A 23005-nucleotide genomic window follows, 5' to 3' on the forward strand; every position below is an offset into this window, starting at 1 on the left:
CGTCACTATCCGTGATCAGCCGAGGCGGAACAGGCGGGATATCCACGGACGAACCCCCGCCAACGTGGGCAGCGGTCCGCGCGGATACGTGAACACCGGTACCTCGTGCCCGTACGCGGCGCGCAGCTCGCCCGCCTTGCACCAGTCGGCGATCGTCCGGCCGACCGCCCAGGCGGCGCCGAGGGCCGGGCGCGCCTCCGCGTGCCGTTCCCAGATGCGCAGCAGCGTCACGGTGGCCTGCGCCGCCGCGTACCCGTCGTCGGGGTAGGCGGTGCCGGCCAGGTACGGCGCCGTCACCTGGCTGGCGAACCGCGTGTCGAGCACCCACGTCCAGTTCGCGACCACGAGCCCGAGCGCGGCTCCCGGGATCGCGCCCGCCGCGTCGTACATGAGCCGCTGCCTCGGGCCCGTGAGGCGGCGGCCGGACCACAGCCAGGCGATGTCCTCGGGAGCCCGTCCGGCGGCGAGCCAGGACAGCACCGCGAGGCCGCGCGAGGTCTGCAGGCGGCACAGCTCCCGCACGTCGCGCAGCAGGCGGGGGCCCGGGTCCAGCCAGACCGGCCAGTCGGCGCGCAGGACGCGGGGCACCAGGGCGGCCAGTTCGGGCGTCACCGGCTGCGGGAAGACGCGGCGGCCGAGGTGGGGGTCGTCACGGGCGGTGAACACCGGGGCGACGGGACCGCTACCGGCCGGCTCGTGCCCCATGACCCTCGCGTCCCTGGCGATCGCTACGCCACTGATCGCCTCCCCAGTGATCGCGGCCCCGGTGCCCCTCGTGCCGGGGACCCCGGGTCGTGCCCGGCTCGGACGGCGGCGGGGCCGAGGGGGGCGGGGCCGAGGGGGGCGGGGCCGAGGGGGGCGGGGCCGAGGGGGGCGGGGGCGCGGGGGGCGGGACGGACGGGTCCGCCGGCGGCGGGACGGAGGGCGCGGGCGTGGTGGCCGTGTGGGAGGGCCTGTGCTGGTGGCTGCTCGTCGGGGCGGGACGGACGGGCGGGCGGGGCCTGGGCGGCCGGGGGTGGCCCATCCACGGTGGGGCGGTCGGCGGGACCACCGTGGGCGCCGACGCGGGAGGGCGCGAGGGCGGCGCGGTGAGCGGCGGGGGCGGGAAGGGGATCGTGGACACCGACGGGCGGGGCGCGGGCGGCGGGACGGGCGCCGGACGCGAGGGGACGGGGGCCGGACGCGGTGACACGCCGCCCGCCGGGCGCACGGACACCCGCGCGTCCGGCCGCACCACGCCCACCGGAACCGCGGCCCCGGGTAACTCCGTACGCCCCCGCGCTTCCTCCTCGGCCTTCGGCCCCAAGGGCTTCGCCGATCCGGCGCGCCCCGGCACCACCCCCGCCGGGGGCGCGACGCCCGAGGCGGACGAGGACGGCGGGAACGCCCCGTACACCGCCTGGGCCAGCCGGTCGTCCCGGTCGTTCAGCGCGCTGACCAGCACTAGGGCGGCGAGGGCCATCGCGACCGCCGCCACAGCGCCCGCAAGAACCTGAGGCCGCCACCGAGACCCTTTGATCTCCTGTAAAGGAAACCCGTCCGCGTCGAGCAGCCCGGTGCGGCGCGCGACGAACTGGCGGTACGGGACGAGCTCGGGGTCGATGAAGCAGCTCATCACCCGGACACGGAGGGTCTGGGGCAGCACGGGACGGGGAAGCAGGTCGAAGACCTTCGTCGCCGACACCTGACGCTCGCGGTAGGGGCCGCAGACGGGGCAGTGGCCGGCGTGCTCGATCAGCCGCTCGCGGGTCTCGTCGTCCAGGACCTCGGTGAAATCGGCGAGAATGCCCCTCCTGTCCGGGCACTCCTGCGCAGGGTCGCGGGCGAGGACCTCGGTGGCGACGAGGTCCTGGAGACGGGAACAGGCGTCCCGGTGGAGCTCCCCGGCGCGGGCCGGCGTGGTGCCGAGTACGTGGGGAAGCTCCTCCTCGGGGATCGCGTGGCGGGTGAGAAGCTCCAGCACCTCGCGTTCGTCGTCCGGCAGCGCGGCGACGGCGTTGATCGCCACGCGCCGCAGATCGCCGTCGGACCGCTCGTCGGACGCGCCGGCCTCCGGATCGTCCTGGGCAGCCGGCGGCACCGAGCGCCGGCGCAGGGACTCCCCCCGGGCCAGGGCGTAGAGCCAGGCACGCAACCGCCCCGGATCGGCCAGGGCCTCGATGTGCGCCTCGGCCGCGATCAGGGTGTCGCGCAGCGCGACCTGCGCGCCGTCGGGGCTCCCGAGCATGAGCGAGGCGTACGCGTGGAGGCCTTCGGCGTAGTCGTCGTAGAGGGCAGCGAGGGCACCAGGATCGCGGGCGCGGAGTGCCTCGACCAGGACGCTGTCATTCATGTGACCGACAGTAAAGGATTCGTAACTGCCTGCCCCACCGTTTCGCGGACAATGACCTGCGTTGTATTAATACCGTAATGAAATCCAGCAAGATTGTTCGCGGCGCCGCGCATGGCATATGGCCATCAAATTCGACATATCACTAGATAGCCGAGCCAGGCGGACGCACAGGTGAGAGGCGCCCCGATCTCACGGCGCCGCCGCACAAGACGCCACCGGGAGGACCGTCGGCGGAAACTCATTTCATATATGAGTTCCGTTCACGCCCAGCGGGCTCGACAAATAACGCCCTCCGGCGGAAGCCGTCCCCCACGATGGCCGTCCCGGCGTCCACACCACGGCGTGCGGGCGACGGGCCGTCCGGCGGTCAGGCCAAGGTGTGCGGTGGTTCAGGCTGTGCGGTGGTTCAGGCTGTGCGGTGGTTCAGGCGACGGCGTGCAGGCCCGCCTGGGCACAGCCGCGCACGAGGGCTTCGAGACCGAAGCCCTCCGCCGGGCCCACGGCCCCCTGCGCGTCCACCCCGGAGGTGCCGGCGGTGATCGCCCCCCACGCCAGCAGGCGCGCGGTGAAGTCGTACGGGTCCCCGCCGTGCAGCTCGATCGCCGTGAGCCGCTCGCCGTCGCGGTCGAACGCCTCGGCGACGACCTGGATGCTGATCCCCTCGCCGGACGGCTCGGGGGACGCGTCCCGCCCCGCCGTGTGGATCACGCGGTCGGCGACGGCCTCGGTGACCCGCTTGGCGCCCGGGATCGCCGCGATGAAGGGCGTCGCCCTGGCAAGCGCCCCGGCCGCCTTGGTGAGCGCGCCGAACCAGCCCAGGTAGACGTTCACCTCGCGCAGCCCGGCGTGCGTCCTCGGCAGCGCGAAATGCTCCGAGGCCCCCACGGAAAGCGCGGGCCTGCGCCGGCCGTTCACGGAGAAAATACGCGTTCGCCCGTGTTCACGAAGAATGCGGCCTTCGCGAAAGCCGTACATCGGCTCCAGCACCATTCCCAGCGCGGACGCCCGCGTCCCCGCGCTCGCCCGCCGGAGCATATCGCCCTGCATGAAATACCCGACGTCCACGCGGACCGCCGCGGAACCGGCCTTGCGCAGCGCCAGATCCGCCGCCAGATTCCCCGGCACGTAGTCATATCCGAAGGCGGTCAGCAGCGTGGCCCCCGAGGCCGCCGCCGCCGGGCCGTACCGCTGGAAGATGCGCCTGATGAACGTCGGCTCGCCGGTCGAGTCCAGGTAGACGCCCCCGGCCTCGATCGCCGCCTCGACGGCGGGCTCCCCCCAGCGGGCGAACGGCCCCACCGTGGAGATCAGCACGCCGCCCGGCTCGACGATCCGCCGGAGCGTCGCGGGCCGGCTCACGTCGGCGACGGCCGTCGGCAGCTCCACCGGCAGCGAGGAGGCGAGCGCCTCCAGCCTGGCCGGGTCGCGTCCCGCCAGAACCGGGCGGGCGCCGCAGGCCAGAAGAGCTTCGGTGGTGAGCCGGCCCGTGAAGCCGGTGGCACCGAAGAGGACTATCCGGGGGGAAGTCATGTAAGTACCGTAACCCGCGGGTGATTTCAAGATCCATAGTGGGGCGGGCCGGTCGCCTTCGTGGGCGGGTCCGGATGCGGACGCGGATAGCCCGGCGCTCACGGCCGGCTGTCGACGGGCATCGCTTGATACCCGCGGTCTCTGGTGAACGGTGGGGTCTTCGGCTTGACCGTGCTCGGCGGCATCGCCCCGCTCATGGCCAGTTCCTCGTACGGCCGCGCGCTCGACCCCCACGTGCGCGCGGCGATGTCCGTGCGCGCCACCGGACCGCCGCTGCTCAGGCTGTCCACGGTGAGCACGAACCGGCGCGGCGAGCCCGCGCGCACGTCGTCCACGTACGTGCTGGCGCCGCCGATCAGCTTGCCGTCCTTGTCGCGCAGCAACGCGGTGATCACGAGGCTGGTCGCGGCCTTCTGGTACGGGTTGCCGACCGCGCCGGTCACCAGGTAGGAGCCGTTGCCGAGCTTCTCGGTGATGGGCGCCGTGATCGGGAACGGCACGAACGCCGACGGGATCCGCCCGGCCTGCCGCCAGCGGGCGGGGCGGAAGGACACCTTGACGTCGACGGGCGCGGCGGCGGCCGTGGCCTGGCCGGTGAACTTGAGCGACCCGGCCGGAGGCACGGCGTCCAGGGGCTGCTCCATGCGCACCACCTCCTTGCCGGAAGCGTCCTTGCCGACCACGGTGGCGGCGACGTTCTCGCCGAAGTGCCACCGGTTCGGGTTGCTGATGACGCCCGCCCAGGTCACCACGTAGCCGCCGGTCCCCTGGGCGACCGACGAGGTCTGCTCCTTCATCACGAGCGGTTTGAGCGCCTGCTCGCGCCGCGGCTCGTCGCCGCCGCACCCGGCGAGCGAGGCGGCCGCCATCCCGAGAGCGAGTCCTAGTGCTGTCGTGTTTCGACTACGCTGGGTCACAAGGCCGTCATAGCCCGGTTAGTCGGGGGTGATTCCTCCGACACGCGCAACCCGTACGAAGTCTTTAACGGCGGCACACCCGCGCCGCGCCTCCGCGCCCTCCCGCAGGCCGGGGCTCAGCGCTCGCGCGCCACCCGCGCCTCGTCCCAGACCGGCTCCGGCGGCTCGTACACCCGGCCGTCGGCGCCGAACACCAGATACCGGTCGAAGTCGGCGGCGAACCAGCGGTCGTGGGTGACCGCGAGCACCGTCCCGGCGAACTGGTTCAGTCCGTCCTGCAACGCCTCGGCGCTGGCCAGGTCGAGGTTGTCGGTCGGCTCGTCCAGCAACAGCAGCGTCGCGCCCGACAGCTCCAGCAGCAAGATTTGCAGCCGCGCCTGCTGGCCGCCGGAAAGCGTCTCGAACCGCTGCTCGGCGATGGCGCCCGCCAGCTCGTAGCGGGCCAGCGCCTTCATCGCCTCGTTCTTCAGCCGGGCGTGCTCGGTCATGACGATCTCGCAGGGTGACCTGCCCTGGAGCTCCGGCCGGGCGTGCGTCTGCGCGAAGTGCCCCGGCACGACCCGGGCGCCCAGCCGCGCCACACCCGTGTGCCGGATCTGCTCGCCCGCGACCAGCCGCAGGAAGTGGGACTTGCCCGAGCCGTTGGACCCGAGCACCGCCACCCGCTCGCCGTACCAGACCTCCAGGTCGAACGGCTTCATCAGGCCCGTGAGCTCCAGGTTCTCGCAGATCACGGCCCGCTTGCCCGTACGGCCGCCGCGCAGGCGCATCGAGATCGACTGGTCCTTCGGCGCCTCCTCGGGCGGCCCGGCCTCCTCGAACTTGCGCAGGCGCGTCTGGGCGGCATGGTAGGCCGCGGCCATGCCGTCGTTGTACTTGGCCTTCTGCTTGAGCATCACGACCAGGCGCTTGATCTTGTCGTGCTCCTCGTCCCAGCGGCGGCGCAGCTCGTCCAGGCGGGCGTTGCGGTCGCGGCGGGCCTCGGCGTACGTCGCGAAGCCGCCGCCGTGCACCCAGACGTTGCCGGACTCGACCGTGACGATGCGGTCGGCCGCGTTGGCGAGGAGCTGCCGGTCGTGCGAGACGAGCAGTACGGTCTTCGGCGTCTCCCTGAGCGCCTGTTCCAGCCACTGCTTGCCGGGCACGTCGAGGTAGTTGTCCGGCTCGTCGAGCAGCAGCGTCTGGTCCGGCCCGCGCAGCAGCGCCTCCAGCACCAGCCGCTTCTGCTCGCCGCCCGACAGGGTGTTGACCTCGCGGTACTTGACCCGGTCGTACGGCGCGCCGAGCGCGGCCATCGTGCAGGTGTCCCAGAGAACCTCGATCTCGTAGCCGCCCGCGTCGGTGTAGTCGGTGATGGCCTGCGCGTAGCGCATCTGCGTCTTCTCGTCGTCGCGCTCCATCATCGCCAGCTCGCTCGCGTCGAGCCTGCGCGCGGCCTCGCGGACGCGGTCCGGGGCCACCGACAGCAGCAGCTCGTGCACCGTGCGGCCGTCGCGGATGCTGCCGATGAACTGACGCATCACCCCGAGCCCGCCGGAGGAGGCCACGCTGCCCTCGACCGGCTTCACGTCGCCCGCGATCAGCCGCATCAGCGTGGTCTTACCCGCGCCGTTGGGCCCGACCAGCGCGGCCTTCAGGCCCTCGCCGACCCGAAAGGAAACCTCGTTCAGCAGCGGACGCCCGTCGGGCAGCACATACGTAAGTCGGCCTACCTCGACATGGCCCACGACGATCCCTCCCAGCCTTCCCGCGGAGGGTACCCAGTGGGGGCGTTTCCCCGCATCCGGATATCGGCCGTGGCCAGGCACGCACGGTGACCCGGTCCCAGGCCGCCGCCCGTGCTCCCAAGGTACCGGCGGGCCGCTCCCGGCTAGGGCCTTGGGCGGAGGCCGTCGAAGACGATGGCCAGGGCCTTGGCCCGCACCTCGCCGTCGGACGCGGCCCGCTCGGCGGCACGCGAGACGCCGGCCATCAGCGCCAGCAGCTCGGCGACCCCGACGTCCTCGCGCACGGCCCCGGCCCGCTGCGCGCGGGCGAGCAGCTCGGCGACGGCGGCCCGCACCCGCTTCCCGTACTCGGCGGTCGCGGCCGTGACGTCGACCCCCGCCTCGTGGAGCACGTCGGTGAAGGCGTTCTTCGTGCGCCCCTGCTCGACGACGCGGGCGAAGAACGCGAAGAACACGGCGCCCGGGTCGGCCGCGCCGGCCTGCGCTTCGGCGTCCTCGGCGAGCCTGCGCAGGCGGTCGACCAGAACGGCCGTCAGCAGCGCCTCCTTGGTGGGGAAGTGCCGGAACACCGTCCCGATGCCGACCCCGGCCTCGCGGGCGACCTCCTCGGTGGAGGCGCCGGTGCCCTTGGCCGCGAAGACCGCGTCGGCGGCCGCAAGGACGCGGGCGCGGTTGCGCCGGGCGTCGGCGCGCAACGGCCGCTCGGCCCCTGCCCCGGCCTCGGACGGGGCGCCGGGCCCGTCTGACGCGTCCGGAGTCACGGACCGATCCTATCGGCGGCGTCGCGGCCGATGCGGGGCCGCGAGCCCCGCGGCCCCGCGAGTGACCATAAAGTGGGTCCCCTACCTGCGGATTGCTTTGGAGTGGCGACGGTGGAAGACGATGACTACGTCTCTGTGGGCGAGGCCTTGTCGGGGCTCACTGTCTCGCCGCTCCCCGAGGGCTGGACGGCCCTGGGCGCGATCATCCTGGTCAAGTGCTTCGACGACGAGGGCCGCTCGTCCTGGGCCTTCCGGCGCACGGACGGGCTGAACGACGAGGAGCTGCTCGGCGCGCTGATGGTGCGCACCGACCTGCTGCGCCGCGAGCTGTTCGAGGCCTACACCGACGACGAGGAAGAGGGCTGAGCGAGCGTCTCGCGCAGCCGGCGCGCGGCCGTCACCACGTTGGCCAGCGCCGCCTCCACCTGCGCGTACGTGCGGGTCTTCAGCCCGCAGTCCGGGTTGACCCACACCCGCTCGGCGGGCAGCGCGCGCAGCACGGCGTCCAGCAGGTCGCCGACCTCCTCGGGGCCGGGCACGCGCGGTGAGTGGATGTCGTACACGCCCGGCCCGAGGCCCCGCGCGAAGTCCCGCACCATGGGCTCGCCGAGGATGCGCCCGCGCGACCTCGCCGACTCGACGCTGGTGACGTCCGCGTCCAGCGCGTCGATCGCGGCGAGGATCTGATCGGCGTCCGAATAGCACAAGTGTGTGTGGATCTGCGTGCGGTCGTCCACTCCCGAGGTCGCCCTCCGGTACGCGGCCACGGCCCAGTGCAGATAGGCGCCCTGCCCGGCGCGGCGCAGCGGCATCAGCTCGCGCAGCGCCGGCTCGTCGACCTGCACGATGGAGATCCCGGCGGCCTCCAGGTCGGCGATCTCGGCACGCACCGCGTCGGCGACCTGGAACGCCACCTCGCGCAGCGGCAGGTCGTCCCGGACGAACGACCACGCGACGATGGTCACAGGGCCGGTGAGGATGCCCTTCACCGGCCTGCCGGTCAGCGACCGCGCGTACTCGGCCCAGCGCACGGTGATCGGCGCGGGCCTGCCGACGTCGCCGTGCAGGATCGGCGGGCGCGTGCAGCGCGAGCCGTACGACTGCACCCACCCGTGGCGGGTCACGGCGAAGCCGTCGAGGTGCTCGGCGAAGTACTGCACCATGTCGTTGCGCTCCGGCTCGCCGTGCACGAGCACGTCCAGGCCGAGCCGCTCCTGGAGGCGGACGGCCCGCTCGATCTCGGCGCGGACGCGCTCCTCGTAGGCCCCCTCGTCCAGCTCGCCCGCCGCGAACGCCGCGCGGGCGGCGCGTAGCTCGCCGGTCTGCGGGAACGAGCCGATCGTGGTGACGGGGAGCGGGGGCAGTCCCAGGTGCTCCGCCTGCGCGGCGGCCCGCACCGCGTACGGCGAGCGGCTCTCCCACACCGGGGGCGTGACGGCGGGGGCGGGGTGTGCCTCAGCCGGAGGGACGGGCCCGGCCAGTACCTCCCCGCTCCCCCCGGTCCTCCTCGTCCCGCCGCTCTCCTCGGGCTCTCCGGGCTCCTCGGGGGCGCCGCTCTCCCCAGGCTCGCCACCGGCGACGGGCGGGGCCGTCGCGAGCAGGGCGGCCAGCTCGACGACCTCGGTGACCTTCTCGTCGGCGAACGCCATGCGCGCCACCAGCGCGGGGTCCAGTCCGGTCTCGGGCTCCAGACTGTGCGGGACGTGCTGCAGGGAGCACGAGGTGGAGACGACGACCCGCTCCACGCGCTCGCGCAGGACGCGCAGCCGGTCGAGGGCACGGTCGCGGTCGGTGCGCCAGACGTCCCGCCCGGACACCACCCCGGCGACGACGGTCTTGCCCGCCAGGGCGTCCCCGAGGGCCTCGACGGGCGTACGGCCGCGCACGAGGTCCACGCCGACGGCCTCGACCGGCGTGCCCGCGAGGACCGGCAGCGCCTCCCCCAGGTCGCCGAAGTACGAGGCGACGAACAGCCCGGGCCGGTCCGCGCGCGAGCCCAGCCGCTCGTACGCCTGCCGGACCGCGTCCAGCTCCGCGCCGGTGCGGTCGGCGACCAGGGCCGGCTCGTCGAGCTGCACCCAGGCGGCGCCCTCGGCGGCGAGCGCGGCGAGCAGCCGCTCGTAGGCGTCCAGCACGTCGCCCAGCCGGTCCAGCGGGGCGAACCGCTCCGGGGCTCCCGGCGCGGGCTGGGACAGCAGCAGGAAGGTCACCGGGCCGACCACCACGGGCCGCGTCTCGAACCCGAGCGCCCGCGCCTCGCGCAGCTCCGCGACGGGCTTGCCCGGATCCGGAGTGAACACGGTGTCCGGCCCGATTTCCGGGACGATGTAGTGATAATTCGTGTCAAACCACTTGGTCATCCGCAATGGGGGCACGTCGCGCGTGCCGCGCGCCATCGCGAAGTACGTGTCCAGCGCCGACGCGCCGCGGTGGCGCCCGGGAACGGCGCCGAGCATCACCGCCGTGTCGAGCACCTGGTCGTAGTACGAGAACGTGTTGCACGGCGCTGCGGCGAGACCGAGGGCGTCCAGGCGGCGCCAGGTCCGCTCGCGGATGCGCGCGCCGGCCGCCCGCAGCTCCTCGGCGGTCGAGCCGCCGTCCCAATACCGCTCCAGCGCCCGTTTCAGCTCCCGGTCCGGCCCGATCCTCGGGTAGCCGAGGATCGTCGAGGCGGGGAACGGCGTGGTGGGTACGGCGGGCATGCGGGCTCCTTCACAGGCGGACGAGTGGCCTGCCCATGGACGGCCGGCATGCGGGCACCTCACGGGCGGACGGGTCGGCCCCACCCTGCCCGCAGACGGGACACAAGGACGCGATCTATTGGTTTAGCTTATGGATGGAGGCGCCGCTCACCGCGCCGAGAGGGCCATACTTGAGCATGGATCACGGCCCGCACCCGCGCGACCTGCGCTGCTTCGTGAGCGTCGCCCGCCACCACGGCTTCTCGCCCGCGGCGGCCGAGCTCCGCATGTCGCAGCCGGCGGTCAGCCAGGCCATCGCCCGTCTCGAACGCGTCATCGGCGTCCGCCTCTTCGCCCGCACCAGCCGCGAGGTCCGCCTCCTCCCGGCCGGCGAGGCCCTCCTGCCGTACGCCGAGACCGCGCTGGACACGCTCGCCGCGCTCTCCTCCGAGGCCGCGCGGCTGGCCGTTCCCGAGCGACCGTCCATTCGATTCGCTTATCCACCACTTGTGGGAGCCCTCGCCGCACGCGCGGCCCGGCGGCTCGCCCGCCGCGTACCGCCGATCGGCGTGGACCTCAGCCCGATGGGACGACGGGCCGCGACGGCGCTGCTGGAGCGCGGCGAGGTGCCGGCGGCGATCCTCGCCTCGCCCTTCCCCCTGCGGATGACGACGGGCACCCGGTTCCACGTGACGGTCGGCCACCTCGCCGTCCCCGCCGGAGACCCGCTCGCCGCCCCCGCCCGGGCCCCCCTCGCCGCCCCGGCCGAAGACCCGGCCGCGGCCCGGGCGCCGCTGCGGCCCGAGCAGCTCGCCCGGCACAAGATCCTCATGCCCCGCCACCGCCCGCCCGGCGGCATGTGGGAACGGCTGGCCGCCCGGCTGCGCGGCCCCCACCAGCTCCACATCGTTGCCGACGAGATCGACGACTTCGCCGCCGCCCTCGACCTCGTGGCCGCAGGCGCCGGCCTGCTGCCCGTACCCCGCCTGCTCACCACGACCATCCGCCGGGACGACATTCGCTTCGTCCCCTTCGACGCGGGCGACCTGCGCATCACCTACGGCCTCGTGTGGTCCCGCGACCGCATGCCCCCCGAACTCATGCCCCTGGTCCAGGCCGTCCAGGAGGTGCTGTGGACCCGGTGAGCGCTCAAGGGACCGCCTGGTGCGACCCCTCCGCCACGCTGTCCGCCGGCGGCCGCGCCACCGGCAAGATCGTCCTCACCCCGTGACGGCCTCCGCCTCGGACGATCGCTCCCGGAGCAGCGCGGACAGGTCCGCTGACATCCCCGTCCACTGAGGAAGCGGCCCGGCACCGCCGTCGCCCTCACCGGCCTCCGTGGTTCTCGTGCCGGTTTCCGTGGTGGCCTCACTGGTCTCTGCCGTGTCGCGAAGTGCGAGGATTGCCGAGATCGAGGGGATCTCTCCGATCGGGGCCGTGACAGAGGGCGCGCCGACTCTGGCGGCCTGGGCGGTGGGCTCGACCGGTATGCCCGTGATGTGGGCGGCCGAGGTGCCGAGGCCGGTGGGCAGTAACGAGAAGCCGTGCGGGACGCTGGAGTTTCGGTGGTGCCGGAGCTCGGCCTCGGTGTAGCGGCCGCACCTGCGGTGCCATTCGAGGATGCCGGACATCCAGTTCTGCAGAGACTCGGCGTAGTCGCCGAGAGCCCGGCCGACGGGCTCCTCCAGCCCGAGGTCGTCGCACATGGCCGGCAGGTCGTTCTCGACGATGTGCGCGAACTGCTCGATGCGCGCCGCCATGAGGTCGGCCACGACGTCGCGGGCCCGGTGGCGGTCGACCCCGAGGAAGTTCTCGACGACGAGGACGAGGTTGTGCAGCTCGCCCTCGAACTCGATCTCCTTCTGGTAGGAGAACAGGTCGTTGGTGAAGCAGGCGTAGTCTTCGGCGGCGGTCTCCAGCTCGTGCATCACCCGGTTGTGGTAGATCTCGGCCGGGACGATGTCGGCGTGCGCCAGCCGCGCCAGGCTCTTGGTCAGCTCGGAGCCGAAGGTCTTACGGCGCATCTCGACGTAGTCGACCGGGTCGGGCACGCGGTTCTCGGTGTGGTTGATCAGCTCCCACAACCAGCTGGCGGTCATCTCTTCGACGGCGTCGCGCAGGTGGCGCCGGGCGTCGGGCGTCATGGGCCCGGCGGTGCGCCGCCAGAGGTCATCGAGCCCGCGCTCAAGCGTGTTCGCGGGCTCGGGCGTCTCGCCGGCGTCGAGCGGCATGAAGGCAGCGAGCCGGTCGTTGCAGAGCTTCGCCCCCGCGAGGTCGCGGGACGCGCCGAACACGGCCGGGTAGACATCGTCGGCGTACGTGCCCCAGGAGAGCCAGTCGGCCGACAGGTCGAGCTCGTCAGGGGTGGCGTCCGGGTGGATCATCGCGGCGCAGTGGGCGAGGTCGTAGACCCGGCACCGGCGCTCGTCCCACACACCCCCGAGCCCGACGCCCGGCGTCGCGTCCAGGAAGCCCATGCGCCGCGCCCACTCGACCGTGTGGTCGCGCGCCGCGTCGATGTGCGGGCTGGTGCGCAGGGCGTAGGGCATTGGGACATCGGGCAGGCGGAGGTGTCCCACCGGGGTGAACGGCACGTGGGAATGCTGCCGTGCCCGGCGCCGCACCCCCGGCGCGAGCGACGAGTGCGTCAGCGCGGCGGCGGAGGTGCCGAGCCCGGTGGGACCGCCGAGCACCCCGCCCTGCCGGGAGGTGGCGCCCTCGTTCATGTACCGGCTCGACCGGGCGTGCCACTCGTGGCCGCCGGACTGCCAGTCCTGCAGGCCCTTGACGTACGCGGCGACCGCGGCCTGTTCGTGCGGCGGGACGGCCTGCTCGGCGAACAGCGCCGGCACCTCCGTGAGCGCCGTGGTCTCGAACTGCTCCATGCGCGACGTCAGCAGGTCGTTGACCATTTCGGCGGCCTCCTGCGTGGAGCAGTCGAAGAACCGCTCGAAGACCAGGACGGCGTTGGAGTTCTCGCCTTCCTCGCGGACTTCGCGCTGGTAGGAGAACAGGTCGTTGCGCAGGTGGACCGCGTCGGAGAAGGCGTCGACCAGGACCTGCATCGGCCGGGTCGCGGCCAGGGCGTCCGGGACCTCGGCATGGGCGGCGTACTCGACCAGGCCGGCCGACCAGGGCGCCCCGCCGACCCTGCGCCGCATCTGCACGTACTCGATGGGGTTGGCGATGCGGCCGCGGTTGATGTTGTCAAGTTCCCACATCGACTCGACCATGAGGTTGTGCGTGCTGGCGATGAACCGCCGGCGCCATCCGTCGGACATCGCCGGCACCGTGCGTTCCCAAAGGTCTTTGAGCCCGGCCTCGGCCGCGTTCCGGGGCTCGGGCGGCGCCTCGCCGTCCGCGGTCATGAAGAGCTCCAGCCGGTCCAGGTGGGCCTTGGCGCCGGCGAGGTCGCGGGAGTGCTTGAACAGCTCCAGGAAGTTGTCGTCGAAGAAGAACACCCAGACGTACCAGTCGGTGATCAGGTCGAGCGTGGGGCCGTCGCAGTCGGGGTGGGTGTACGCGCACATCAGGGCGTAGTCCATGGCGGCGAGCGCCTCGGCGTCCCAGACCACCCCGCCGGACGGTTTGGGCGTGTCGAGCATGCCCATGCGCTCGGCCCATGCCGCGCTGTACGCCCGGGAGCGCTCCAGATGCGGGTTGAGCCTGGCGGGATAGGCCAGGTAGAAGTCCGGCAGCGTGAAAGCCTGCATGAGCGTGCCTACTCTCGTGAGCCGAGCCGACCGCGGGTCTCACCAACGGTGATTCCCCTGACACCTGGAGTAGTTTGCCGCAACTTTGACCGCAGCGATACCCCGCGAAATTCTGTTCCCCGCTGCCTGGCACGACGATTTCCGGCAAATTCGCCAACGCTTCTTCAGTCGGACATTCCGTCCATTCTTCGCCCTACACACGCCATCGGGTCAAATGCATATTTTATTCGGACGGCGTCGCGCTATCGGAAAGGACATCCGCGACGTCCCTCCTCAGCGGGACGACAAAAAGCCGGTAAGCATATGGGCCGTCGATCACTCGGAACGCGAGGCGCTCGTGGTCGGCGGGTATGGACGCGGTGTCGCCGAGGCGAGACGAACGTAAGGCGGCTTCCGGACGACCTGAAGGCAGGTGCGCGACGCAATGACTCGTCACCGCGCGGACAATCCGCTCCTATCCCTGGCCGGGACCGCGGCGCGGCTCACGACCGCCGTACTGGTGATCGGGCTGGCGGGCGCCGTCGTGTCGTCACCGGCGGCGGCGGCCGGCGTGCCCGAGACCCGCCACACCGTCCGGGCGGGCACCGACCCGGGCGATCCCTACCTGGCCAGGATGGGAAACGGCAAGCACAACTCGTTGTACCTTCAGGTGTCGAGCCCGACCTACATGTTCGGCGTACAGCACAAGTCCAACGCGTCCGTCCAGGGAAGCGCCCCCTCCCAGAGCGCTTTCTGCAAGAGGAAGCGCGTCTGCTATATCCGGGAGAGCCAGACGATATTTCACGGCCACGGCCGCGGGAAGAGGCGGCACTGATCTCCGCCGGTCGGCGATGACGCCGCCCCGCACCACGCCGGTCCGCGCGCGGGCTCGTCCGGGGCGGGGGTCACCGGTCCAGGACACACCCCCGATGGCCGGCCTTGACGTGGCCGATTCCCGGCGGCTCAGCCCTCCGCCAGCTCCAGCAGCCGCGTGACGGTGTTCCAGTTGCGCATCGTGGCCGGGGCGCTCGACCGCTTCTCCACCAGAGGCGGCAGCTTGGGGCGGCGCAGGCCGTCGGGGAAGTACATGTAGAGCTCCCGCCTGCCGACGGCCATCTCCTCCGGCGCGTACTCCGCCGGGTCGATGCCCTCCAGGACCGCCCTGTCGGGAGCCTCGGCCAGGAACACCACGACGAACTTCACCGGGTCCCGGACCTCCAGCGGGTTCTCCTCGACCACCGCGCGCAGCTCCGGCACCGTCCGGACGATCACCGCGGGGGACAGGCCCAGTTCTTCGGAGATCCGCCGCTCCACCTCGGCCGCGACCTGCTCCGCGGACCTGCCGTGGGCCGTGAGCAGGGCGTTCCCGCTCTGCAGATGCGTGCGGACCCCGGTGTACCCCAGCCCTTCCAGCACGGCGCGTAGATCGGCCATGGCGACCCTCGTGCGGGGGTTGATGTTGATTCCGCGCAGCAGCGCGACGTAGCGCATCGGATCACCTGTCCCATCGGCGATTACCAGGCGACGCTACCGCCCGTACCTGTCAGGGGATGTCGGCTTTCGCGCCCTGGACGGGCACCAGTGGGTCGTTCCTCCACCTGGGCTTCACCGCCACGGGTCTGGACGGGGAGCGGCCGGACGGGCACGCGTACACGCCCTCCCGCGTCAAGAAAGCGTATGGATTCATGACGCGGAATGGACAGTGACTACACACGCGTATAGCGTCCTTGTCCGCGCGAGTAGTGGGCTACACGCCCGGACAGGAACAGGAAAGTGGCGATGATCCAACCGGACCCTGAGGACCTCACCGCCCGTGCCCGCATCCGAGACGCGGCATTGCTGCAGTTCGGCGAGCACGGGTTCGAGCGGGCGACGATCCGCGAGATCGCCAAGGCCGCCGGGGTGTCCTCGGGGCTGGTACGCCACCACTTCGGCTCCAAGCAGGAGCTACGCGACGCCTGCGACGAGTTCATGTACCGGACGGTCCGCAAACTCAACGACCAGGCCCGCGCCGGTCTCATCAAGGGCGCGTTCGGCGACATGACCTACGTGGCCGCCGCACGCGCCGTGTTGCTCCCCTACCAGAAGTACCTGGCACGAGCTCTGGCCGACGGAACCGCCGCGGCGCTGTTCGACCAGATGGCCGACATGACCGAAGAGTGGCTCGCGATGGCCGACGAGAAACGCGCCGACCCCCCGGCGGCCGGCCTCAAGACCCGGGCGACGGTACTCACCGCGATGGCGCTGGCCGTCCCGGTCCTGCACCAGCACGTCTCCCGCGGCATCGGCGCCGACCTGTTCACGCCGGAGGGCGACCGTGAGGTCGCCTACGCCCTCCTCGACCTCTACTCGCACGCGCTGATGACTCCGGACGATGCCGCCACCGCGCGCGCCGCCCTCGACACCGTCTGGAGCAAACCACCCCCAGCGGATCGCGACGCCGTGATCCGCTCATTCGAGGAGCAAAACGATGACTGACGCCATCTCGGTGACAGGGCTCGTCAAGACGTTCGGCGCCACCCGGGCGCTGGACGGCCTCGATCTCTCTGTGCGCACCGGGGAGGTCCACGGCTTCCTGGGCCCGAACGGCGCGGGAAAGAGCACCACCATCCGCATCCTGCTCGGCATGATGCGCGCGGACTCGGGCGCCGCGCGGCTGCTCGGCGGCGACCCCTGGGCCGACGCGACCACGCTGCACAAGCAGCTCGCGTACGTGCCCGGCGACGTCACGCTGTGGCCGAACCTGTCCGGCGGCGAGGTGATCGACATGCTCGGGCGGATGCGGGGCGGGCTGGACAAGCGGCGCCGCGCCGACCTGCTGGAACGCTTCGACCTCGACCCCCGCAAGAAGGGACGCGCCTACTCCAAGGGCAACCGGCAGAAGGTCGCCCTGGTCGCCGCGCTCGCCTCCGACGTGCGGCTGCTGCTGCTCGACGAGCCGACATCCGGCCTGGACCCGCTGATGGAAGAGGTGTTCCGCGAGGCCGTCCGCGAGGAGCAGCGCCGCGGCGACCGCACCGTGCTGCTGTCCAGCCACATCCTCTCCGAGGTCGAGGCGTTGTGCGACCGGCTGACGATCATCCGTGACGGCCGCGCCGTCGAGAGCGGCACGCTCGCCGACCTGCGCCACCTGAGCCGCACCACCATCCAGGCCGAGCTGGCCGCCCCCGCGGACGGCCTGGCCCAGCTGCCCGGCGTCCACGACCTCCACGTGGAGGGGGGCCGGGTGCGCTTCGACGTCGACGCCGACGCCCTGGACCCGGCGCTGCGCCACCTCACCGCCGTCGGCGTGCGCAGCCTCGTCAGCAGGCCGCCGACGCTGGAGGAGCTGTTCCTCCAGCACTACGACCGCACCCAGCGGACCGCCGAGGTGCCGCGATGAACACCCTGACCGGCACGGTCCGGCTGGCCCGGCTGATCCTGCGCCGCGACCGCGTCCTGCTCCCGCTGTGGGTGCTGCTCCTCGGCCTCATCCCCCTGTCCTACGTCGCCTCCTTCAACGAGCTCTTCCCCACGGAGGCCGGGCGGCACGGCTACTTCGCGGCCAGCGAGCACAACGCCGCCTTCGTCGCGCTGTACGGCCGCCTGTTCGGCTCCAGCCTGGGCGAGCTGGTCGCCTGGCGCGCCGGCTTCCTCCCCGTCGCGGTCGGCCTGCTCAGCATCCTCACCGTCGTCAGGCACACCCGGACCGAGGAGGAGAGCGGCCGCCGCGAGCTGCTCGGCTCGACCGTCACCGGCCGGCACGCCGGCCTGGCGGCGGCGCTCGTCACGACCTTCGCCGCCACGCTGGCGCTCGGGGCGATCCTGGCCGTGGGCATGATCGCCCAGGGCCTCCCCGCCGCCGGCTCGTGGGCCTTCGGCATGGAGCTGACCGCCTCGGGGTGGGTGTTCGCGGCGGTCGGCGGCGTGGCCGCGCAGCTCACCAGCAGCGCGGGCGGCGCGCGGGGCATCGCGATCATCACGCTGGGCGCCGCCTACGTGCTGCGGGTCGTCGGCGACATCAGCGGCATCGGCGACGGCACGCTGGCCTGGCTGACGTGGCTGACACCGTTCGGGTGGGTCCAGCGGATGGTGCCCTACGGCGGCGACCACTGGTGGCCCGCCCTGCTCGCCGCCCTCGTCAGCGCGGTGCTCGCCGCGACGGCCGTCCTCCTCTCCGCGCGCCGCGACGTCGGCGCCGGCCTCCTGCCGCCCCGGCTCGGCCCCGCCTCGGCGACCCCCGGCCTGCGCTCGCCCCTGGCACTGGCCTGGCGGCTGCACCGCGGCCTGCTGGCCGGCTGGCTCGCCGGGTTCGCCGTCCTCGGAGTCGTGCTCGGCTACCTCGCCGCGGGCGTCGGCGACCTGGTGCGCGACAACCGGCAGCTCAACCAGGTGTTCGCCAACCTCGGCGGCGCGTCCGGGCTGATCGACAGCTACATCGCCTCGATCATGGGGCTTTTCGGGCTGATCGCAGGCGGTTACGCCATCCAGGCGACGCTGCGCGCGCGGGTCGAGGAGACGAACGGGCACGCCGAGCCGGTGCTCGGCACGGGGGTCGGCCGCGTCGCCTGGCTGGGCGGCCACCTGACCTTCTCGCTGCTCGGCCCGGCCGCCGTCCTGGCCGTCGCCGGAGCCGCCGTCGGGCTGACCCACGGCCTGAACACCGGGGACGTCGGCCGCGAACTGCCGAGAGCGGTGGCGGGCGCGCTCGTGCAACTGCCCGCGGTGTGGATCCTGTCCGCGGTCACGATCGTGATGTTCGGCCTGCTGCCGCGCCTCGCGGCCGTGAGCTGGGGCGCGCTGGTGATCTGCCTGCTGTTCGGCCTGGTCGGCAGCGCTCTCGGGCTGGACGACCGGGTTCTGGAGGTCTCGCCCTTCACCCACCTGCCGAAGATCCCCGGAGGCCAGGTCACCGTGGCCCCGCTGATCTGGCTGACGGCCATCGCCGCGGCCTTGACCGCGGCCGGCCTCACCGCCTTCCGCCGCAGGGACGTCCCGGTCACCTGACGTCTCCGACGGGTCCGGCCCTTTCTGAGGCCGGACCCGTCCGCGTGCCCGGCCTCGGCGTTTCGCGCCGCTCGGGGCGGCAAAGGGTCAGGGCGAGGGGTGTGACGGGAGGGGTTCCGCATGGAGGAGCAGGACACGGGGGCAGTTCCCGCGCCGCCAGGCCGCCCGGCGCCGGCGGTCACGGTGACGCCCTGCCGCGACGGGCCGCTGCTGGTGAGGGGACCGTTCACCATCGTCACTCAGGACGGCCGCACCATCGACCCCGGCCGGTCGACCGTGGCGCTGTGCCGGTGCGGGCGTTCGGCCGTCAAACCGTTCTGCGATGGTTCGCACAAGGTCGTGGGCTTCCGCGCCCCCAGCGAGCCCGAGACCCCGGCCTGACGCCGTCGCCTGAGCCGGCGGGCCGAGTGCGCGGACACACGGATCGTGCGTCCGGTGTAGCGGACGCCGCCGCGGGCGCGCCAGTACAGCGCCGCCCAGACGCACACGCCGCGTTCGAGGACCCAGACCGGGGCGAACAGCGAGCAGGACGCGGGGAAGACCCGGCGTCCCCCGGCCCGGCGCCGCCCCGCTTCCGCCAGGCCGACCGCCAGCCCGGCGCAGGCGAGAACCGGCCACGGACGCCGCCGCGCGAGCTGGGCGGCCAGACCTGGCACCACGGCGAGGAAGACGGCCAGGCGCGCGGGCTGCGCCAGGTCGTCGTACGCCTGGCGGACGCGCTGCGCCCAGAAGCGCCGCGCGTCGGGCGGCAGGCGGCGGACGTAGAGGTCGTGCGCGCGGCGCTCGCGACCGCCGTGCGCGCGGACGGTGCGGATGAGCTCCAGGTTCTCGAACATCACATCGCCGTCATAGCCGCCCATGGCCTCGAAGAACGACCTGCGCACGCCGAGCGTCCCGGGGTGGTCGGCGCCGATGGCCCGGTTGACGAGGGTGCGGGCGGTGTCCCAGCGGGCGTGCCAGGGAAGGGGCCTGAAGTGGTTCTGCGGCCGGACCAGCTCGGCGTCCGCGAGGAGGTCCCTGAGGCGGGCCAGGCCCACGGCGTCGTAGCGGACGTCGTCGTCAGCGATCACCACGTACTCCGACCTCGCCCGGCGGATGCCGGTGATCACCCCGGCGACCTTGCCGTTCGCCGCCATGACCTCGGGATCGGGCGGCAGGTGGAGGGCGATCCCACGCCAGGCGCGGGCGTGCCGGTCGAACAGCCCCGGCGGCGAGCCGTCGACCACGATGACGCGCGCCCACCGCGCCAGCCGGCGCAGGTAGGCGGTCAGCTCCTCCAGGCCGTGATCCCTCTCCCAGCGGAGAGGCAGCACGTAGTCGAGGTCGATCATCCGGCGCCGGCCCGCAGGGACGTCCGCCCCGAGCCCCAGAGGCGCATCACGTGCTCGGCGAAGAGCCGGTCCAGCGTCACCGCGCAGGCCGCCCCGTACAGGACGTCGCCGGCGAGGTCCGGGTGCGCGACCGCGAAGGCGCCGCACATGTCGTTCACGGCGATCTGCTCGTGGACGGCGTCGGCCTGCACGTGCTCGTCGTAGAAGCGCCGCGCCGCCGCGTCCCCGCCCAGCCTGCGCAGGCCCTGGCTGTAGCGGTGGTTGGGCAGCGATGACGTCAGCTCGAGGGCCGCCAGGTGACCGAGCAGCGCCCCGCGGTGCCGCCGGTGGAGGCCGAACATCGACATGGCGTTGCCGACGGCCAGGGTGATCGCGGGCACCCGGTCGGCGTAGGCGCCGTAGGAGTCGTCAAGGCCGAGCGAGCGCATGGTGGCGCGGAACAGCTCGGAGTGCATCCGGCACACGCGGCCGCCGCCGTACTCGTCCGCCTGGATCTCCACGAGCGCCGCCTTGGCGGGCCCGCGCAGCCGGGGGATCGCCCAGGTGTGGGGGTCGGCCTCCTTCAGGTGGTAGAGCGAGCGGTGGACGACGAACTCGCGGAACTGGTCCAGGTCGGCGGTCCTGTGGAGGAAGATCGCGATGGACGCGCCCTCGTCCTGGGAGGAGATGAGCTCGACCAGGGCCTGCGGCGTGTCCTCCACCGGCACGGCGGGCGGCGGGGGGATGACGTCGGCGAGGTGCGCCGCGAAGCGCTCCTCCAGCCGCGCCCGCAGCCCCAGCAGCGAGGCGTTCCACTCCCAAAGGTCGTCGACGTCCTCGAAGCCCTGGTAATGCAGCTCGTAGCAGGCGAACAAGGCGAGCTGGAGATCGTCGTCGGCCAGGGGGGATTCCGGCGAGAACGGCGGGGCCTCGTCCAGTGCGTGAGGCGCCGTCACCAGCTCCGCGAAGAGCCAGGTGGTGATCGGACCTCTCGGAGACGGCAACCACACCAGCCGAACAGCCTTTCTGTGGTGATTTGTCGTGCTCTATCTGTTTCTTCTCTACCCCTCAGGTCTGCGGGCATGCCCTGACCGGCCCGGTGAACCGGTTCCCGGTGGTCCCCTCAGCCCAGCACCACGCTGACGAGCTGCCCGATGCCCCCTGCCAGCACCACGGAGATGACGGACAGTCCGATCGAGATCAGGCAGCCGCTTCCGCCCTCCACCCGCTTTTCCGGCACCGGCACCTCGCCGAGGCCGCGCCACAGGGGTCTCGGTTCCAGGACGAAGTACAAGATCGCCCCAATCTGCCCGACCGTGAACATCCAGAACCACGCCCATCGGTTGGCCAGGCGAGGTGGGGGGCCCAGCAACATGACGACGAACGCGACCACCCAGGCGGTGGCCAGCCACCAGAGCTTCTCGCCCCCTAAGAACGTGAAGGGCCAGTCGGGGAAGATGCCTCCTCCGGAGTCGCGCCCGGAGTCGACCGTCAGGGACGGCCTGACAGGCGCACGGCCGACGTCCGCCCTGAGCAGATCGACCGTGTAGGCGACACCCCGAGTGTCGGTGATATCACCTGGCACCTCATGCCAGACCAGCGGCGACTCCGACCACTTCAGGGTCATCAGGTCATGCGGATCCTCCATTTGCACGACGTCATGAGAATCGTTTATCAGGGTGCCGACGCCGCCCGCCCGGTAGCTCACGCGATCGACCTCCCCGGCCGCCACGGCCGCACGGAACTGCTCGACCGTGCGCGCGGAGGGCACGCGGCTCGCGCAGGTGAGCAGGGCGCCCGCGAGCAGAAGAAGGAGAAGTGACAGCCGGAGGACGAAAGGGACCCAGCGCAGGACGTGCCTAACCAGCCCGGTATCCACCTCTCATTCCTACCGTATTACCAAAGACGGTGGTTATCCTTTTCGCTCGCGATTCCCGGCGGCGTGCCGCCTGAGAGTATTTCGGCGTTACGTGCAGTCGCCGAGGTGAACTCCTCCGTGAGGCGCGATACTCGAGAAAATGCCGGTCGCTCCTCATAAAGTGACCACCGGGGGCGAACGGCCCGGCCCGGCGGCCCGGGCCGAGTCAGCGTTTGCGGGCGAGGGTGACGCCGTCGCGTACGGGCAGCATGACCGACTCGACCCGCTCGTCCCGCACGATGAGGTCGTTCAGGCGGCGCATCTCGATGTGGTGTTCCTCCTGGAACGCCGGGTCGAACACCCGCCCGCCGAGGAACACGTTGTCCAGGACGACGAGCCCGCCGGGGCGCAGGCGCCGCACGATCTCCTCGTAGTACGCCGGGTAGTTCACCTTGTCGGCGTCGATGAAGGCGATGTCGATGGACGGCTCGTCCGGCAGCGCGCGCAACGTGTCGATCGCCGGGCCGATCTCCAGGTCGATGCGGTCGGCGACCCCGGCGCGCTCCCAGTACTCCCTGGCGATGGCGGTCCACTCGTCGCTCACGTCGCAGGCGAGCAGGCGGCCGCCCTCGGCGAGTCCCCGGGCGATGCAGATCGACGAGTAGCCGGTGAACACGCCCACCTCGACGGCGCGGCGCGCGCCGACCAACCGGACCAGCATGGTCAGCAGGGCGCCCTCGTCGTGCGAGACCTGCATGCCTGACGCGTCGCCGGTGGCCTCCCGGGTCCTGACGACCAGCTCCTGGAGCACGTCGTCGGCCGGGGTGCAGTGGGTGAGCAGGTAGTCGCTCGCGACGGGGGCGACGATGTCCATGCAATCGCCCGCGGCGGGTTCCGTCCACTCGACCTTGAGCTCGTCCTGCGTGGCGAAGCCCAGCAGGTGGCGGGTGACGACGTCCCGGACGGTCGCCAGCCCTTCTGCGTCCGCCGCCGTGATGATCATGTCGAGCCGGCCCCGGGAGGGCGTGAGCACACAGGTGCCCTGGCCGAACGTGAGGGTTCCCCGGCCGTCGCCGGCGAGCTCTGCGGTGACCCTGTTCCCCATGTGGGAGACGAGCTGCTTGATATAGCGGGACGGGCGGGCGGTTGCGACATGTGCCGTCGTGTAAGGCATGAAGGTCCTTCGGCTAGGCGCTACGACTCCAGACGAA

19 protein-coding genes and 1 pseudogene are annotated in these 23005 nt (G+C 72.4%); 7 read left to right on the forward strand and 13 right to left on the reverse strand.

All coding sequences use genetic code 11. The annotated features are described in order from the left end of the window. Positions 1-15: 15 nt before the first annotated feature. The 6 genes from DQ384_RS21450 to DQ384_RS21485 all read right to left on the reverse strand — a co-directional run bounded on the left by DQ384_RS21450 (position 16) and on the right by DQ384_RS21485 (position 7267). Entirely contained in the window at positions 16-705 is a 690-nt protein-coding gene (locus tag DQ384_RS21450) for a hypothetical protein (protein WP_114030656.1), read from the reverse strand. Continuing rightward, on the reverse strand, positions 683-2332 hold the full coding sequence (locus DQ384_RS41380) for an RNA polymerase sigma factor (RefSeq protein ID WP_181871324.1): 1650 nt from the start codon (positions 2330-2332) through the stop codon (positions 683-685). Before DQ384_RS41380 ends, DQ384_RS21450 begins: the two co-directional genes overlap by 23 nt. Positions 2333-2755: 423 nt before the next feature. Further along, positions 2756-3862, reverse strand: coding sequence for a saccharopine dehydrogenase family protein (locus DQ384_RS21470; protein ID WP_114030659.1), 1107 nt, complete (start codon positions 3860-3862; stop codon positions 2756-2758). A gap of 98 nt (positions 3863-3960) precedes the next feature. Beyond that, positions 3961-4731 carry an FxLYD domain-containing protein gene (locus DQ384_RS21475; RefSeq protein WP_114030660.1) on the reverse strand — a complete coding sequence of 257 codons (771 nt, stop codon included), beginning with the start codon at positions 4729-4731 and terminating at the stop codon, positions 3961-3963. Between the two features lie 164 nt (positions 4732-4895). Beyond that, positions 4896-6506, reverse strand: a complete 1611-nt coding sequence (locus DQ384_RS21480; protein ID WP_114030661.1) for an ABC-F family ATP-binding cassette domain-containing protein — start codon at positions 6504-6506, stop codon at positions 4896-4898. A gap of 143 nt (positions 6507-6649) precedes the next feature. Beyond that, entirely contained in the window at positions 6650-7267 is a 618-nt protein-coding gene (locus DQ384_RS21485) for a TetR/AcrR family transcriptional regulator (RefSeq protein ID WP_114030662.1), read from the reverse strand. A 111-nt stretch (positions 7268-7378) separates the two neighbouring features. On the opposite strand from DQ384_RS21485, the gene DQ384_RS21490 reads away from it, so the two are divergent. Then, a complete protein-coding gene (locus DQ384_RS21490) occupies positions 7379-7633 on the forward strand; it encodes a hypothetical protein (RefSeq protein ID WP_147268855.1) in 255 nt (84 codons plus the stop codon). Here the strand turns inward: DQ384_RS21490 and metE are convergent. Continuing rightward, a complete protein-coding gene (gene metE, locus DQ384_RS21495; RefSeq protein WP_114030664.1) occupies positions 7606-9969 on the reverse strand; it encodes a 5-methyltetrahydropteroyltriglutamate--homocysteine S-methyltransferase in 2364 nt (787 codons plus the stop codon). The two genes, DQ384_RS21490 and metE, sit on opposite strands and share 28 nt — an antisense overlap. A gap of 176 nt (positions 9970-10145) precedes the next feature. Between metE and DQ384_RS21500 the strand changes: the two genes are divergently transcribed. Next, positions 10146-11093, forward strand: a complete 948-nt coding sequence (locus DQ384_RS21500) for a LysR family transcriptional regulator (protein ID WP_220183055.1) — start codon at positions 10146-10148, stop codon at positions 11091-11093. 75 nt (positions 11094-11168) lie between these two features. Here the strand turns inward: DQ384_RS21500 and DQ384_RS21505 are convergent, their stop codons facing one another. After that, a complete protein-coding gene (locus DQ384_RS21505; protein WP_220183056.1) occupies positions 11169-13661 on the reverse strand; it encodes a terpene synthase family protein in 2493 nt (830 codons plus the stop codon). A gap of 424 nt (positions 13662-14085) precedes the next feature. Between DQ384_RS21505 and DQ384_RS21510 the strand changes: the two genes are divergently transcribed. Continuing rightward, entirely contained in the window at positions 14086-14475 is a 390-nt protein-coding gene (locus DQ384_RS21510) for a hypothetical protein (RefSeq protein WP_147268856.1), read from the forward strand. Positions 14476-14603: 128 nt separating this feature from the next. Here DQ384_RS21510 and DQ384_RS21515 read toward each other — a convergent pair whose 3' ends face one another. Then, on the reverse strand, positions 14604-15131 hold the full coding sequence (locus DQ384_RS21515; protein WP_114030667.1) for a DUF1697 domain-containing protein: 528 nt from the start codon (positions 15129-15131) through the stop codon (positions 14604-14606). A 288-nt stretch (positions 15132-15419) separates the two neighbouring features. Here DQ384_RS21515 and DQ384_RS43670 point away from each other — a divergent pair, with 288 nt between their 5' ends. The 4 genes and pseudogenes from DQ384_RS43670 to DQ384_RS42980 form a co-directional block, all read left to right on the forward strand. After that, a complete protein-coding gene (locus DQ384_RS43670; RefSeq protein WP_114030668.1) occupies positions 15420-16118 on the forward strand; it encodes a TetR/AcrR family transcriptional regulator in 699 nt (232 codons plus the stop codon). Continuing rightward, on the forward strand, positions 16111-17022 hold the full coding sequence (locus tag DQ384_RS21525; protein WP_114030669.1) for an ABC transporter ATP-binding protein: 912 nt from the start codon (positions 16111-16113) through the stop codon (positions 17020-17022). Before DQ384_RS43670 ends, DQ384_RS21525 begins: the two co-directional genes overlap by 8 nt. Next, on the forward strand, positions 17019-18626 hold the full coding sequence (locus DQ384_RS21530) for an ABC transporter permease (RefSeq protein WP_114030670.1): 1608 nt from the start codon (positions 17019-17021) through the stop codon (positions 18624-18626). Before DQ384_RS21525 ends, DQ384_RS21530 begins: the two co-directional genes overlap by 4 nt. A 120-nt stretch (positions 18627-18746) precedes the next feature. Continuing rightward, a pseudogene (locus DQ384_RS42980) lies at positions 18747-18902 on the forward strand (hypothetical protein); the annotation flags it as partial. Here the strand turns inward: DQ384_RS42980 and DQ384_RS42985 are convergent. From DQ384_RS42985 to DQ384_RS21555, 4 genes are all read right to left on the reverse strand, one after another. Beyond that, positions 18866-19957, reverse strand: coding sequence for a glycosyltransferase family 2 protein (locus tag DQ384_RS42985; protein WP_245966670.1), 1092 nt, complete (start codon positions 19955-19957; stop codon positions 18866-18868). The pseudogene DQ384_RS42980 and the gene DQ384_RS42985 sit on opposite strands and share 37 nt — an antisense overlap. Then, positions 19954-20946, reverse strand: coding sequence for an iron-containing redox enzyme family protein (locus DQ384_RS21545; RefSeq protein ID WP_114030672.1), 993 nt, complete (start codon positions 20944-20946; stop codon positions 19954-19956). Before DQ384_RS21545 ends, DQ384_RS42985 begins: the two co-directional genes overlap by 4 nt. Before the next feature lie 113 nt (positions 20947-21059). Continuing rightward, entirely contained in the window at positions 21060-21815 is a 756-nt protein-coding gene (locus DQ384_RS21550; RefSeq protein ID WP_114030673.1) for a hypothetical protein, read from the reverse strand. A gap of 205 nt (positions 21816-22020) precedes the next feature. Further along, positions 22021-22968: a DUF2218 domain-containing protein gene (locus DQ384_RS21555; protein WP_114030674.1), complete on the reverse strand. Its 948-nt coding sequence runs from the start codon at positions 22966-22968 to the stop codon at positions 22021-22023. Positions 22969-23005: the final 37 nt, after the last annotated feature.

It is taken from the genome of Sphaerisporangium album, from assembly GCF_003323745.1.
GTDB lineage: Bacteria > Actinomycetota > Actinomycetes > Streptosporangiales > Streptosporangiaceae > Sphaerisporangium > Sphaerisporangium album.

What these genes read in the sequence shown, in the direction of transcription:
- DQ384_RS21450 (WP_114030656.1), bottom strand. Translation starts at nt 705, where the DNA reads ATGGGGCACGAGCCGGCCGGTAGCGGTCCCGTCGCCCCGGTGTTCACC.
- DQ384_RS41380 (WP_181871324.1), bottom strand. Translation starts at nt 2,332, where the DNA reads ATGAATGACAGCGTCCTGGTCGAGGCACTCCGCGCCCGCGATCCTGGT.
- DQ384_RS21470 (WP_114030659.1), bottom strand. Translation starts at nt 3,862, where the DNA reads ATGACTTCCCCCCGGATAGTCCTCTTCGGTGCCACCGGCTTCACGGGC.
- DQ384_RS21475 (WP_114030660.1), bottom strand. Translation starts at nt 4,731, where the DNA reads ATGGCGGCCGCCTCGCTCGCCGGGTGCGGCGGCGACGAGCCGCGGCGC.
- metE (WP_114030664.1), bottom strand. Translation starts at nt 9,969, where the DNA reads ATGCCCGCCGTACCCACCACGCCGTTCCCCGCCTCGACGATCCTCGGC.
- DQ384_RS21500 (WP_220183055.1), top strand. Translation starts at nt 10,146, where the DNA reads ATGGATCACGGCCCGCACCCGCGCGACCTGCGCTGCTTCGTGAGCGTC.
- DQ384_RS21505 (WP_220183056.1), bottom strand. Translation starts at nt 13,661, where the DNA reads ATGCAGGCTTTCACGCTGCCGGACTTCTACCTGGCCTATCCCGCCAGG.
- DQ384_RS21510 (WP_147268856.1), top strand. Translation starts at nt 14,086, where the DNA reads ATGACTCGTCACCGCGCGGACAATCCGCTCCTATCCCTGGCCGGGACC.
- DQ384_RS21515 (WP_114030667.1), bottom strand. Translation starts at nt 15,131, where the DNA reads ATGCGCTACGTCGCGCTGCTGCGCGGAATCAACATCAACCCCCGCACG.
- DQ384_RS43670 (WP_114030668.1), top strand. Translation starts at nt 15,420, where the DNA reads ATGATCCAACCGGACCCTGAGGACCTCACCGCCCGTGCCCGCATCCGA.
- DQ384_RS21525 (WP_114030669.1), top strand. Translation starts at nt 16,111, where the DNA reads ATGACTGACGCCATCTCGGTGACAGGGCTCGTCAAGACGTTCGGCGCC.
- DQ384_RS21530 (WP_114030670.1), top strand. Translation starts at nt 17,019, where the DNA reads ATGAACACCCTGACCGGCACGGTCCGGCTGGCCCGGCTGATCCTGCGC.
- DQ384_RS42985 (WP_245966670.1), bottom strand. Translation starts at nt 19,957, where the DNA reads ATGATCGACCTCGACTACGTGCTGCCTCTCCGCTGGGAGAGGGATCAC.
- DQ384_RS21555 (WP_114030674.1), bottom strand. Translation starts at nt 22,968, where the DNA reads ATGCCTTACACGACGGCACATGTCGCAACCGCCCGCCCGTCCCGCTAT.